The organism is Aliidiomarina minuta, from assembly GCF_003987145.1.
Lineage (GTDB): Bacteria > Pseudomonadota > Gammaproteobacteria > Enterobacterales > Alteromonadaceae > Aliidiomarina > Aliidiomarina minuta.
The window spans coordinates 1-12,930 of the sequence record NZ_PIPL01000002.1 but is presented as its reverse complement, the minus strand read 5'-3'; the positions used below and the strand labels follow the sequence as shown (position 1 = coordinate 12,930).

Sequence of the window (12,930 nt, the reverse complement as noted above, 5' to 3'; positions counted from 1 at the left end):
CTACACAGACTCCTTCTGAGTACGGCCCTGTTCTACCAGATCCACAAATAATTCTTCCAGCCGGTTCGATTTGTTGCGCATCGAGAGCACTTTAAAACCCTGCTCAGTTAACTGCGTGAATACTTTATTCAGGCCTCTTTCTTTAGGGACATCCACTTCGATAGTGTGGTTGTCCAGCTCACGCATTTTAAAACCTTCCAGAGTTGGGCCGCTTTCATACACTGCTAAATCCAGAATAAAAGTTTCAATATTCAATTTGCTAAGCAGGCTCTTCATAGTGGTGTTTTCAATAATGCGGCCTTTATCGATAATGCCAATAGTGCGACACAGGGTTTCTGCTTCTTCCAGATAATGCGTGGTCAGAATGATAGTAATGCCCTGCTGATTAATCAGTGTCAGGTATTCCCACATTGAACGGCGTAATTCAATGTCCACGCCCGCAGTCGGTTCATCCAGTATCAGTAATTTAGGTTCATGTAATAACGCGCGGGCGATCATCAGGCGACGTTTCATGCCCCCGGAAAGGGTGCGAGCGGGTTCATTGCGTTTATCCCAGAGACCAAGCTGAGACAGATATTTCTCAGCACGCTCTTTAGCCAGTGTACGTGAGACCCCGTAATAACCCGCCTGGTTAACCACTATCTGGAGCACGGTTTCAAACTGGTTAAAGTTAAACTCCTGGGGAACCAGACCAATATGACGTTTCACATCCGCCAGTTGTGTATCCAGATCATAATCAAACACCCGTACTTTACCTTCACTTTTATTCACCAGCGAAGAGATAACACCAATGGTAGTGGACTTACCCGCTCCATTAGGCCCCAGCAAGGCGTAAAAGTCGCCCTGGTTAACAGTCAGATCCAGCCCTTTCAAGGCTTCCAGACCGCCCCGGTAAGTTTTTTTCAAACCGCTGATTTCAAGCGCTTTTGCCATTACTTAAGACTCCTTACTACGAATTCAGAAAATTAAGGTTTACCATAACCCCAACGTGGAACCAGGTTTTGTTCGAGTTCCAGATGATCAAGAATGCGGGCGACCACAAAATCTACCAGGTCGTCGATGGACTGAGGTTGATGATAAAATCCAGGGGCGGCCGGCATAATAGTGGCGCCCATTTCGCTCAGGCTCAGCATGTTTTTCAGATGAATGGTGCTCAAAGGCATTTCCCGCGGCACTAATATAAGCTGTCCGCGCTCTTTCAACACCACATCAGCAGCACGTTCTATCAAGTTGTCACTAGCGCCCACAGCAATCGCGGAAAGGGTTCCTGTTGAACAGGGGCACACCACCATGCGGCCAGGCGCAGCAGAACCCGAAGCAACCGGGGAAAACCATTCTTCTTTGCCAAAGACTTTCAATTGATCATCACTGACCTTAAAACGCTGGCAGAAAAACTCTGTCATCGCCTGGGGTGACGCGGGTATTTGCATATCTTCTTCGGTCGCAAAGACCACTCGTGCGGCGCTCGACATAAGCAAAAATACCTGTTGCCGTTGAGCAATCAGGTTTTCCAATAAACGCAGAGCATAAGGTGCGCCGGATGCACCTGTAATGGCCAGGGTCACACTGTTATTTCGCATCCATATCTCCATGCATCTGAATTAAAGTCGCCTGTAATTTTTCGCGCAAACCACCAAAACTACTGTTGCTCATTAGCAATACGTGGCAACCCGAAGCTGCCTGCCGGGCGATCATCTGCACCAGCTCATCCACAGCACCAGAAATGTGCCACGGCTGCTGTAGATGCTCGCTAATGTCTTGCAGCGACCATTCTAAGCGACCGTTATCATAAGCGTAAACCTGATCTGCCAGTTTCAGAGCCGGTGCCAGGGTTGCTTTATGAACGCCTTGTCGCATGGTGTTCGAGCCAGGTTCAATTACCGCAAGTATAAGCTGCTGCCCAACATGAGCACGCAATCCCTGTAAAGTGCTTTGCATAGCGGTCGGATGATGGGCAAAGTCATCATAGACTTTAATACCCGCAACCTCGGCATAAAGTTCAAGACGTCGTTTGGGCGCGGCAAAAGTATTCAGGGCCTGTACCGCCATTGTTGCTGGCACACCGGCATGCTGCGCCGCCGCAATTGCCATCAGTGCATTGGCCATATTGTGCTGTCCTAACAGGGCCCATTCAACCCGACCTTTAAGTTCGCCTTTAAAGTTGACGTTAAAAGCGCAACCATCCGGCGAGCTCTGGCTCAACGACCAGCCCTGCTTAGCTTCATTTAACCACTGCAGCTCACTCCAGCAGCCTTCCCGCAGTACTTCCTGCAGTGCGCTGTCATCTGCAGGAGCCAATACACACCCGGTGCCCGGAACCGTGCGTACCAGATGATGAAACTGCCTTTGAATAGCCGCCAGGTCAGGAAAAATATCGGCATGATCGAATTCCAGGTTATTCAAAGCCAGCGTGTCGGGGTAGTAATGAACAAACTTGGAACGCTTATCAAAAAAAGCGGTATCGTATTCGTCTGCTTCAATAATGAAAAAAGGACTCTCTGTCAGTCGCGCTGAGCAACCAAAAACGGGCAACACGCCACCTATCAGAAAACCCGGCTGCATATCCGCGCTTTGCAGAATATGCGCGAGCATGCTGGCTGTGGTGGTTTTACCATGAGTACCTGCTACTGCCAGTACCCATTTATGCCGTAACACCTGTTCTCCCAGCCAGGCCGGACCCGAGGTATAAGGCAACCGCGCATTCAGCACAGCTTCGACTAAGGGGTGTCCCCGGCTCATCGCATTGCCGATAATAACCAAATCAGGGGCAGGCTCCAGCTGTGTCAGATCGTCATCCTGATTAATCTCAATGCCCATATTCTCAAGCTGAGTGCTCATAGGTGGATACACATTACGATCACTGCCGGTTACCCGATGTCCGAGCTCCCGCGCAATAGCCGCGATGCCCCCCATGAAGGTACCGCAAATACCAAGAATATGAATATGCATAGATGTCTGTAACTCGTGGCCCTAAAACCGCCTCAGTGTAACACCTAATATCCCACTGCTACAGCAGCTCAACGCTCCAATTGCGACTAAAATAGACATAAAGTCAACTGACAGGGGCGCATCTTCACTGCTTTTCAGGTAAACTATTGCGCGTCTGAACGCGTGACTCAGCCGACAAAGAGGACTACCATGCAACGCCTGATTCCGGTGCTTAATAAAGACCATGTTCCACTTCACCTGATCTCCGTGATCAACACCCTGCTCACAGCAGCGAAAGAAATATCCCATCGCCTGCATCAAGGGAGCTTAGCTGGCACCCTGGGATCGACTCTGGATGAAAACATTCAGGGTGAAACCCAGAAAAAGCTGGATGTCGTCTCTAATCAGTTAATTAAAAACATGCTGTTAGAAACCAATCTGGTACGCGCTGTCGCTTCTGAAGAAGAAGACGATATCGTTGAAGGCAACCCGGATGCGAAGTACCTGGTTGCTTATGATCCTCTGGACGGCAGTTCGAATATTGACATCAACGGCTCTGTGGGTACTATTTTCTCGATTCTGGAAGTACCAGATCATCCCGCCGAAGGCAAAGATATGTTCCTGCAGACCGGTGATGAACAAGTCGCAGCGGGTTACATTTTGTATGGACCTTCAGCGATGTTAGCCCTCACTACCGGTCAGGGCGTTCGTATGTACACCCTGGATCATACCGTTGGTGAATTTTTGCTGACCGTAGATCAAGTAAAGGTGCCAAAAGACACTCGGGAGTTTGCCATTAATATGTCGAATTCACGTTTTTGGAATAAACCCATTCAAAGCTACATTGCAGACCTGATACAAGGCGAAGAAGGCCCGCGCAAGAAGCGCTTTAATATGCGCTGGAACGCGGCTATGGTATCCGATGTACACCGGGTTCTCTGTCGCGGCGGGTTGTTTACCTACCCAGCCGATTGTCGCAACAAAAAGAAACCCTGCAAGCTGCGTTTGCTCTATGAAGCGAACCCTATGAGTTATCTGGTAGAACAAGCCGGGGGACGTTGCAGTACTGGCTATGAACGCATTATGTCGCTACAGCCTACCGATATCCACGAACGGGTTTCTGTGATTATGGGTTCATCTAACGAAGTTGAAGTCTGCCTCGATTATCACAAAAAAATACCCTGTGACCGTTTCGACGTGTAAAAATAAGTAATTACCGACTATGGTCTGACTTTTATTCATTACCGCCGCAAGGCTATACTAAGCGGCTAATTTAAACCTGATTGTTGTCATACTTAATTAAAGGAAACATCATGAGCTTAAGCGATGTACCAGCGGGCAAAAACCTGCCAGACGAGATTAACGTAATTATCGAAATCCCGGCCAACGCCGACCCTATCAAATATGAAGTTGATAAAGATAGCGGTACTGTCTGGGTTGACCGTTTTATGACAACGCCCATGTTTTACCCGTGCAATTACGGCTTTGTAAACGACACCCTGTCTCTGGATGGCGATCCGGTTGACGTTTTAGTACCTACTCCGTATCCACTGCAGCCAGGTTCTGTAATTACCTGTCGCCCTGTGGGCGTGCTGCAAATGAGCGATGAAGCCGGTGAAGATGCCAAAGTAGTCGCGGTGCCCATCAGCAAACTGACTAAAGAATATGACCATATTCAGGATGTGAATGACCTGCCAGAGCTGTTAAAAGCACAAATCACCCACTTCTTCGAGCACTATAAAGAGCTGGAAAAGGGCAAGTGGGTTAAAGTGGAAGGCTGGGCCGATGTTAAGGCTGCAAAAGAAGAGCTGAAGTCCTCGTTTGCCCGCGCTCAAGAGAAAAAATGAGCACAACCAGTGTCGCAATAAGTGACCTGACGTTTAACTGGCGTGGTCAGACTGCGCCAGTTATTAATATTGCTGCCTTGCACATACAGCAAGGCGAGCAACTTATTCTGCAAGGCCCCAGTGGCAGCGGCAAGTCGACCCTGCTCTCTTTGCTTGCTGGCGTACATACCCCGACTCAGGGGCAGATTGAAATCAACGGCGTAAACCTGACAACTCTGAGTAACCGACAACGAGACCGTTTTCGCGCCGATAATATCGGTTACATCTTTCAGCAATTCAACCTGCTGCCTTATCTGGACTGCTTACATAATGTGCAGCTGGCTTGCGACTTTTCTGCCCGCCGCCGTCAGCAGCTGCAACAAAAACAGACTACCCCGGAACAGGAAAGTAAGCGTTTGCTACAGCGTTTAGGCTTACCAGAAGAGCTTTTTTCTCGCAAGGCCAGTCAGTTAAGTGTCGGTCAACAGCAGCGCGTTGCCGCGGCCCGCGCCCTGATTGGCGCACCGCCTTTGATCATCGCTGATGAACCAACTTCCGCATTGGACAGCGACAGCCGCCATGACTTCCTGAGCCTGCTGTTTGAAGAATGCCAGGCGGCGGGCAGTACGCTGATATTTGTCACTCATGATACTGACCTGACGCAGCGCTTTCAGCGACAGCTGCGCTTGCAGGATATCAATGCTGTATCAGGAGTTGTCCTGTGAATTTAATTAAACTTGCGCTTTCCAGTCTGCTGAGCCGTAAAACCAACGCTTTGCTTACCCTGTTCTCAATCGCTATCAGCGTCATGTTGTTGCTCGGTGTTGAGCGGGTTAGCGACCAGACTCGATCCGGTTTCGCTAATACTATTTCCGGCACCGACCTTATTGTTGGCGCTCGCAGTGGTCAGGTGAACCTGCTTTTATTTTCTGTATTTCATATCGGAAACCCCAGCGCTAACGTGAGCTGGCAGAGTTACACTCACTGGCGCGATCACGACCAGGTGGCCTGGAGCATACCCATTGCCTTAGGCGACAGTTACCGCGGTCATCCCGTGATAGGCACTACTAATAGCTTTTTCGAGCATTTTAAATACGGTCAGCGACAATCGCTAGAAATCGCCACGGGTGGTACCTTTGAGCATTATGATGAAGTGGTAGTAGGCAGCCAGGCGGCACGCCGACATAATCTGTCGATAGGTGATGAAATTGTGATTGCCCATGGCACCGGCAGTGTCAGCTTTCATCAGCATGACGACGATCCTATGCGTATTGTTGGCATTATGCAGACGACCGGTACCCCCGCAGATCATGCGCTTTATATTCCACTGGAAGGGCTTGGCCGTTTGCATGGTCAGCATGAGCATGAAGATGAACATGACGACCACCAACCGGACTTCAGCGGCGCTACCCAACAGGACGACGGACATGAACATGAACATGAACAAAATAGCGAGCATAGACACAGTCATGAGCAGGAAGCACCACTGGACAGTATCAGCGCTTTTTTTGTTGGTTTGCACAGTCAGCCGCGGGCTATTTTCATGCAGCGCGCGATCAATACCTGGACTCAGGAACCCCTGACCGCAATTATGCCGGGAGCTACCTTACAAGAGCTGTGGCGAACACTAAGCGTATTTGAACGCACCCTTGCCATCGTATCCGGATTTGTTTTACTAACGGGCCTGATGGGCATGCTAGCCACTTTATTAGCCAGCTTGCAGGAACGTCGTCGGGAAATGGCGGTCTTACGCTCTCTAGGCGCCGGACCTGGCACTATATTTGGGCTTTTAGTCAGCGAAGCCATGCTGCTTACCAGCGCCGGCATACTGCTTGGTATCGGTCTGCTGTATGGGCTTTTGTTGAGCCTGATGCCCTGGTTACAAAGCAGTTTTGGCATTATGATTGAACTTGGCGGCCTGTCAGGCACCGAATGGCAGCGAGCAGGCCTGGTATTTGTAGCTGGGTTCATCATTAGCTGCCTGCCTGCATGGCGTGCTTATCGTCACTCATTAACTGACGGACTATCTATAAAATTATGAAGTTATTTATCTGGTTCAGCGCGGCGCTTACGTTCTTTGTCACTATGGGCGTTCACGCCAGTGATTTTCGCACTATTGAATGGAAAGAATTAAAGCCGGACGACTGGCAGGCACCTGCAGTGCGAGATCCCTCTTATTATGACCGAAATCCGGATGCTCAGGTTCAGACCGGGCTCGATGCTCCCGTTATTGAAGAGCTGAATGGTGATAAAGTAAGAATTCCAGGATACGTGGTGCAACTGGAAGGCGATGATCGCCGGGTCACTGAATTTCTTTTAGTACCCTATTTTGGGGCCTGTATTCATGTACCGCCGCCGCCACCTAATCAAATTATCCACGTTAGCTTTCCGGAAGGCGTGCCCTACTCGGTGACTTATGATGCCGTCTGGGTCAGTGGCACAGTCAAAGTAGAACGTAAAGAAGGCGATATTGCCGTAGTGGGTTACCAGATAGATGCAGCTGAAGTGGTTTCTTATTTTAACTAAGACCGTGCCGATGACTTGTTAATGTGATGCCGTAAGTCCTGCAGAGGCATAGGACGGGCATACAGATACCCTTGGGCTTCGGTAACTCTGAGTTCTTCAAAATAGCGAGCCTGTTCTTCAGTTTCAATGCCTTCCGCCAGTGTGGAAAGTCCAAGCCGATGACCCATATTAACTATAGTCTCAATAATGACCGCACCACTGTTGGTATGTGCGGCTTTAACAAAAGCCCGGTCAATTTTCAGTTTATCCAGCGGCAACTGCTGCACATAGCTTAACGATGAGAAACCGACCCCAAAGTCATCAATAGCAACCCGAACGCCCTTACTTTTCAACTGATGCAGTACCTCAGCCACCAGCTTGGGATCATCCATCACAATGGACTCCGTAATTTCCAGCTCCAGTCGACCCCGCGGTATATTATATCTGGCCATAATATCTCCAACCATGTTGGCAAAATTTCGCTGCCGGAACTGCGGCACAGACACATTAACCGCCATACGAAAATCAGGGTCCACGTCCTCGAGAATACTCTCCATAGAACGGCAAGCTTCCTCCAGCACCCAGGCTCCAACATCCAGAATAAGACCCGAATATTCAGCTAAGGGGATAAACACCTCAGGCGAAATAAAGCTTCCATCTTCCTGGGGCCAACGCAGCAAAGCTTCGACTCCGACCAAGCGACCGCTTCTGAGCTCTACCTGTGGCTGATACCAAAGCTGCAGAACCTCAGCATGAAAGTCCGAACGCAAACGACGGATTAGATCTAACCGGCGCTGAGTTTCAGCTTCCATACTCGGGTGATAAAAAGCGTACGAATCAAGACGATGATTTTTAGCATTTTTCAACGCTATATAAGCTTGTTTTAGTACATCCAAACCGTCATTTGCTGAATGTTGTAACGAGAACCCGGTAGTCATGCTAATAGGAATTCTATGCTCAGACACCACAAAAGGTTCAACTAACGCATTTTGCATGACCCCTGGAGTCAGGTCGTCCTTCTTACAGATCAAACCGAATACATCCGCACTAATACGAGCAACTACAGCGGGTTCGGGAAAGTGCGTGCGTAACCTTTTACCGACCTCATAAATCAGTTCGTTACCAATATCCTGCCCCAACGCGTCATTTACATCCGAGAAATGGCTTATATCACTAATAGCAAACAGCCATGGTTCAGAACTAAGCAATGATTTCTCAAGCAAAGATATAAATTCGGCCCGATTAGCGAGTCCGGTAAGTTGGTCACGATACGCCGCGGTACGTAACTCTTCGAACAAACTAACATTTTCAAACCCGATCGCGATATTTGCCAGAAAAATCTCTATAAGCTTATGATCCACCTGTCTCAATACTTCAGATGACTCTATATATGCAGCCGCTTCAATACCTTTAGCGTCAATATAAAAAACGGTCGCATTGGGTAAATACAAATGTTTTTTCTGTTCCAGACAGCGGCGTACCCCGTCCACAATACGACGTTCCTTGATATACTCGATAGGCTGCTGAATGGCATCGGCAAAGTGTCCGGCCGCACCAAGTACTATCACGTCGTTTTGTGTTGCAGTTGGCGCTTTAACACATAACAACCCTTCTGGCTCGAGCCCTAGCAGGGATGCTAATTGTGTAACTACTCCTTCCGAAAAGTTATTTATCGAGTGACGTTCCATCAGGTTAGCTGCAGCATTGACGATCTTTTCAAGCCCCCGACGGCTTTCATTAATGGTTCGGATCTGTTGATAGGAACGTAAAGCGGAAACAACGGTAGTCAGTAATTTACTGCGGGTAAGTTCTGTTTTAGTTTTATAGTCATTAATATCATATTCCATGATAACCCGTTCTTCGGGAGCCTGACCCGGCTGGCCGGTGCGCAGCACAATACGAATTTCATCGTTGTTCAGGTCTTCTCGTATTGCCTTAACCGCACGTAAACCGGCATCGTCGGTCTCCATCACGACGTCTAACAAAGTTAACGCTATATCATCGCGCTGACTTAATATTTCCAGAGCTTCGGCCGCAGAGTACGCGTGTAGATAAGCAAGAGGACGGCCATCCAAGATGACACCCGACAACACAAGACGAGTAACTGAATGTACTTCCTCTTCATCATCAACAATCAAAATAACCCATGGGATAATTATTGATTGTGAATCGTCGCTGTTGTCCGCCTGGTCAGCAAAGACTAATTGGTCATCATTATGATGATTACTCATGCCTATGATTCTTACCGTCCACTGATATGTATTTTAATTGTTGATTTACAGTATTTCACTCTAGCCTATCTCGTCTTTCAAAGGTAGTACTAGATCAAAGGTAAAGAAATAAATTCAGGTCCTGCGAGTACAGGCCGATACAATACGATAAGCCTGTACTATATTGCTTAGGTAATTTAATGCATAAGGACACTTTATGTCTGAAGTAAGCCGGATCCATTCGGTAAAGGCGCCGCCACGCGTAACCCGACAACGTAAACACGCTGCGCCCTCCAGTAAAAGCGCAGCCAATACAGAGAGGGTCCCACCTGGCTCATCCAGTCGCGAACAGCTTCTGCGAGCCGTGCGTTCGCTTGGCATTGAACAGGATGGGTTTAGTAAGAAAAGCAGTTCTAATATAAATGAGCGCTTGCAGAGGCGACTGCAAACCCGGGAACGCCGTCGTCAGGACAACCTGGAAAAAATTCTGGGTCTGGCTTTGGATTACGCACCTGCCAGAACTAATAATGATGAACTCGACATAGACTGGTTAAATAGCTTCCTGCAACAAGCAGAAGACATTTCATCCCCAGCGATGCAGAAACTGTGGGCTAAAATAATGGCCTCAGAAAGCGCGCGCCCAGGGAGTTTTTCGTTAAAAACCATAGCAACTCTAAAACGACTTACGGTGCGGGAAGCTGATATATTTCGTCGCGGTCAAGCGCTTACCTGCCGTGATTCGCGGCATCAAAGCAATAAAATTATTACTGGCTATTATCGCCGACCCAGCCTGTTTACCTGGTTAACCTTAAACAAACCAGTCAATCTAAACCTGGCACGTGCTGGTTTAAGTTATCCAGACACACTAGCGTTAGCTGACCTCGGTATACTGTATCCGGCAGCTATTGAGTCTGGGGAGTTGGAGATGACTGCGCCTCTGCAGTTAACTATTGGCGGAGATAACCTGACATTAACGCCAAAGACCAGAGGACTGGTTCTTACCTATCATAAATATACTGCACAGGGAGATGAACTACTGCGCCTGCTACCACCGAAGTCGCAGCAGGCGTTTATTGACATGCTTCAGGAGCATTTTAGTCGGGATTTTGTGATTGCTATAAACTGATTAATTAAAAATGAAGCTGAAAACCGAGAAAAGGACCTTTAAATTCAAAGTCAGTATACAAACCGGCAACATTATCTAATTCCAGATTAAAAGCACGATAACCCAACTGAAGATTGCCATCCAGAAGTGGAGTATTAAACAAGCGATACTGCAGACCTGCTTCTATATCCTGTACTTTGTTATCATCAAAGGCAAGCAGATGACCACGTGCATAAGCACTTAGTCCAGTAAACGGCAAGCCAACACTACCCATCAAATAAGCTGTCGGAATAGTTTCATCTACTTGATAACCATTACCTGACATGGTTTCACCAACATAGCCATCGAAACGTTTAGCACTGACACCAAAATGAATGCGAGCCAGTCGATTATCCAGAAGGCGATAATAAAGAGTTATCGTATCATGCTGCAAATCTACGGTATGCTGAGTTGCTGTAGCACTATCAGCACCAGAGCGAAAGCCGGTAGTTTCCAGCTCTTGCCGTTCTAATCTGATGTTAGGTAATAAAGGTATCGGGTGATGTAAAGCGACAGCCAATTGCAGCTGCCCCTCATCTTCGAAATCATAATCGACCTGATTCCCCTGAGAACCATAACTCCCTGTCGCTTCTGGCGCCCAGTATTGGCCTTCAGCGTACACACCAAAAATCCAGTCCGCTTTTGCCGGAGCTGCGCTCACTGCCATAAAAGCCGCTACGGCGACCAGTCCTGCTTTTTTCATTTTTATTTCCTTTTTACTACTTAACAATATCAGCTATTCTACCGCGAATTCGCTCAATGATGCTCGTTATGAGCATCCTCGATTAACGGTTTGACCTCAGCCATCATAGTAATGGCTTCGCCAGATGCAAGCAACAACGTAATCTCATGTTCATCACCAGTTGTTAAGCGCTGCTTCAGCCCTAATAACATAAGATGGTAACCACCAGGCTGTAACTTTACTTCCTCTCCTGCTGGCACTGTCAGAGCTTCAATAGCTTCCATCGACATTTGACCATTACGGCTTACATGCTGATGTATTTCTACGTCACCTGCCACCTCAGAATAAGCACCAACAATCACGACATCCTCATTCGAGGGATTAAGCAAAGCACCGAAACCCGCCCCGTTCTCGGCACCAGGCACCGATTCACGCAACCAGATGTCATCAGTATTCAAAGATATCGCAGCCTGGGTAGCGGAAGCAAAACTCGCAAACACACAAAAGCTTATCAGGTATAAAGCACGCATATAATTTTCCCTTTTTCTTTTCTCAGTATTATACGTGCCTACTGTAAACGAAATTAAGCGCTTTGGGTACGCCCTCGTGTACAAAGCCAGATAAGAATAAAAGCAATAAGTAGCGGCCAGAGGAGACTGAAGCCGACAAAGAGTAACGTGATACCTCCGGCCAGAAATGCCATCAACGCGCTCCCAAAGATCAGCCCAACGAACAACATGACTCCACCTACAATCAACAGTCCCACAAAACCTGAAACCGTGACCGTTATCAATCCAGCAAGAGAGGCGGCAAAGATCCCGGGAGCAAACCAGAATAATGCAGCTACCAGCAAAGTAATAAGTAAAATTGAACGCATGATCTTTCCTTCATATTGTTAATTTCATTAATTCTTTCAATTATCTTTCAATTGCCGTGCCATATTTTAACTTATTGATTTTCATAAACTTAATTAAATTAAAAAAATATATCAATCTCTATTTTTAGCTAAATTGACCATATTTTAGCTAAAACCGCATGGTAGGGCAGGCTCGGCCTGCCGTGCGATGTCGTTGTGGCCGCGATGGGGTATTCATTTGCGATCTGGATACGTTCCACCTGCCGTTGCGGTGGTTGGGGTATCGGCAATGCTGTGGTTGTCGGGTATCAGATACGTCGCGGGGTTTCGCGGTGGTACCCAACCTGGACGGCAGGCACGGCCTGCCCTACACAAATGACCAGATACATCGGATGCACCGTAGGGCAGGCTATGCCTGCCGTGCGATGTCGTTGTGGCCGCGATGGGGTATTCATTTGCGGTCTGGATACGTTGCACCGTAGGGCAGGTTCCACCTGCCGTGCGATGTCGTTGTGTCCGCGATGCGGTATTCATTTGCGGTCTGGATACGTTGCACCGTAGGGCAGGTTCCACCTGCCGTTGCGGTGGTTGGGGTATCCCCGATGCTGTCGTTGTCGGGTATCGGATACGTCGCGGGGTTTCGCGGTGGTACCCAACCTGGACGGCAGGCACGGCCTGCCCTACACAAATGACCAGATACATCGGATGCACCGTAGGGCAGGCTATGCCTGCCGTGCGATGTCGTTGTGGCCGCGATGGGGTATTCATTTGCGATCTGG

At 48.3% G+C, this 12,930-nt stretch carries 13 protein-coding genes; 6 read left to right on the top strand and 7 right to left on the bottom strand.

The features are described from left to right. Genes CWE09_RS10345 through mpl form a run of 3 tightly spaced genes read right to left on the bottom strand, consistent with a single transcriptional unit; the run spans position 1 to position 2,949 of the window. A complete protein-coding gene (locus tag CWE09_RS10345; protein ID WP_126803977.1) occupies positions 1 to 933 on the bottom strand; it encodes an ABC transporter ATP-binding protein in 933 nt (310 codons plus the stop codon). 32 nt (positions 934 to 965) lie between these two features. After that, a complete protein-coding gene (locus CWE09_RS10340) occupies positions 966 to 1,580 on the bottom strand; it encodes a flavin prenyltransferase UbiX (RefSeq protein ID WP_126803976.1) in 615 nt (204 codons plus the stop codon). Continuing rightward, entirely contained in the window at positions 1,570 to 2,949 is a 1,380-nt protein-coding gene (gene mpl / locus CWE09_RS10335) for a UDP-N-acetylmuramate:L-alanyl-gamma-D-glutamyl-meso-diaminopimelate ligase (RefSeq protein WP_126803975.1), read from the bottom strand. The genes CWE09_RS10340 and mpl overlap by 11 nt, the downstream gene beginning before the upstream one ends. Positions 2,950 to 3,138: 189 nt before the next feature. Between mpl and CWE09_RS10330 the strand changes: the two genes are divergently transcribed. The 5 genes from CWE09_RS10330 to CWE09_RS10310 all read left to right on the top strand — a co-directional run bounded on the left by CWE09_RS10330 (position 3,139) and on the right by CWE09_RS10310 (position 7,280). Continuing rightward, a complete protein-coding gene (locus CWE09_RS10330; protein ID WP_126803974.1) occupies positions 3,139 to 4,131 on the top strand; it encodes a class 1 fructose-bisphosphatase in 993 nt (330 codons plus the stop codon). Between the two features lie 110 nt (positions 4,132 to 4,241). After that, on the top strand, positions 4,242 to 4,775 hold the full coding sequence (ppa, locus tag CWE09_RS10325) for an inorganic diphosphatase (RefSeq protein ID WP_126803973.1): 534 nt from the start codon (positions 4,242 to 4,244) through the stop codon (positions 4,773 to 4,775). Further along, positions 4,772 to 5,479: an ABC transporter ATP-binding protein gene (locus tag CWE09_RS10320; RefSeq protein ID WP_126803972.1), complete on the top strand. Its 708-nt coding sequence runs from the start codon at positions 4,772 to 4,774 to the stop codon at positions 5,477 to 5,479. The genes ppa and CWE09_RS10320 overlap by 4 nt, the downstream gene beginning before the upstream one ends. Next, positions 5,476 to 6,795: an ABC transporter permease gene (locus CWE09_RS10315; RefSeq protein ID WP_126803971.1), complete on the top strand. Its 1,320-nt coding sequence runs from the start codon at positions 5,476 to 5,478 to the stop codon at positions 6,793 to 6,795. The genes CWE09_RS10320 and CWE09_RS10315 overlap by 4 nt, the downstream gene beginning before the upstream one ends. Next, positions 6,792 to 7,280, top strand: a complete 489-nt coding sequence (locus CWE09_RS10310) for a DUF3299 domain-containing protein (RefSeq protein WP_198679756.1) — start codon at positions 6,792 to 6,794, stop codon at positions 7,278 to 7,280. Before CWE09_RS10315 ends, CWE09_RS10310 begins: the two co-directional genes overlap by 4 nt. Here CWE09_RS10310 and CWE09_RS10305 read toward each other — a convergent pair. Continuing rightward, positions 7,277 to 9,490 carry a GGDEF/EAL domain-containing response regulator gene (locus CWE09_RS10305; protein ID WP_126803970.1) on the bottom strand — a complete coding sequence of 738 codons (2,214 nt, stop codon included), beginning with the start codon at positions 9,488 to 9,490 and terminating at the stop codon, positions 7,277 to 7,279. The two genes, CWE09_RS10310 and CWE09_RS10305, sit on opposite strands and share 4 nt — an antisense overlap. Before the next feature lie 196 nt (positions 9,491 to 9,686). Between CWE09_RS10305 and CWE09_RS10300 the strand changes: the two genes are divergently transcribed. Beyond that, positions 9,687 to 10,595, top strand: coding sequence for a TIGR03899 family protein (locus tag CWE09_RS10300; RefSeq protein WP_126803969.1), 909 nt, complete (start codon positions 9,687 to 9,689; stop codon positions 10,593 to 10,595). A 4-nt stretch (positions 10,596 to 10,599) separates the two neighbouring features. Here CWE09_RS10300 and CWE09_RS10295 read toward each other — a convergent pair whose 3' ends face one another. The 3 genes from CWE09_RS10295 to CWE09_RS10285 are packed head-to-tail and all read right to left on the bottom strand — an operon-like array spanning position 10,600 to position 12,172. Then, on the bottom strand, positions 10,600 to 11,316 hold the full coding sequence (locus tag CWE09_RS10295; protein WP_126803968.1) for a TIGR04219 family outer membrane beta-barrel protein: 717 nt from the start codon (positions 11,314 to 11,316) through the stop codon (positions 10,600 to 10,602). A 53-nt stretch (positions 11,317 to 11,369) separates the two neighbouring features. Further along, positions 11,370 to 11,825 (bottom strand): copper chaperone PCu(A)C, encoded by a 456-nt coding sequence (locus CWE09_RS10290; RefSeq protein WP_126803967.1) that lies wholly within the window; start codon positions 11,823 to 11,825, stop codon positions 11,370 to 11,372. A gap of 53 nt (positions 11,826 to 11,878) precedes the next feature. Beyond that, positions 11,879 to 12,172 carry a hypothetical protein gene (locus CWE09_RS10285; RefSeq protein ID WP_126803966.1) on the bottom strand — a complete coding sequence of 98 codons (294 nt, stop codon included), beginning with the start codon at positions 12,170 to 12,172 and terminating at the stop codon, positions 11,879 to 11,881. Positions 12,173 to 12,930: the final 758 nt, after the last annotated feature.

Coding starts and splice junctions, on each gene's coding strand:
- CWE09_RS10345 (WP_126803977.1), bottom strand. CDS start 933: ATGGCAAAAGCGCTTGAAATCAGCGGTTTGAAAAAAACTTACCGGGGC.
- CWE09_RS10285 (WP_126803966.1), bottom strand. CDS start 12,172: ATGCGTTCAATTTTACTTATTACTTTGCTGGTAGCTGCATTATTCTGG.
- CWE09_RS10320 (WP_126803972.1), top strand. CDS start 4,772: ATGAGCACAACCAGTGTCGCAATAAGTGACCTGACGTTTAACTGGCGT.
- CWE09_RS10310 (WP_198679756.1), top strand. CDS start 6,792: ATGAAGTTATTTATCTGGTTCAGCGCGGCGCTTACGTTCTTTGTCACT.
- CWE09_RS10305 (WP_126803970.1), bottom strand. CDS start 9,490: ATGAGTAATCATCATAATGATGACCAATTAGTCTTTGCTGACCAGGCG.
- CWE09_RS10290 (WP_126803967.1), bottom strand. CDS start 11,825: ATGCGTGCTTTATACCTGATAAGCTTTTGTGTGTTTGCGAGTTTTGCT.
- CWE09_RS10295 (WP_126803968.1), bottom strand. CDS start 11,316: ATGAAAAAAGCAGGACTGGTCGCCGTAGCGGCTTTTATGGCAGTGAGC.
- ppa (WP_126803973.1), top strand. CDS start 4,242: ATGAGCTTAAGCGATGTACCAGCGGGCAAAAACCTGCCAGACGAGATT.
- mpl (WP_126803975.1), bottom strand. CDS start 2,949: ATGCATATTCATATTCTTGGTATTTGCGGTACCTTCATGGGGGGCATC.
- CWE09_RS10340 (WP_126803976.1), bottom strand. CDS start 1,580: ATGCGAAATAACAGTGTGACCCTGGCCATTACAGGTGCATCCGGCGCA.
- CWE09_RS10300 (WP_126803969.1), top strand. CDS start 9,687: ATGTCTGAAGTAAGCCGGATCCATTCGGTAAAGGCGCCGCCACGCGTA.
- CWE09_RS10330 (WP_126803974.1), top strand. CDS start 3,139: ATGCAACGCCTGATTCCGGTGCTTAATAAAGACCATGTTCCACTTCAC.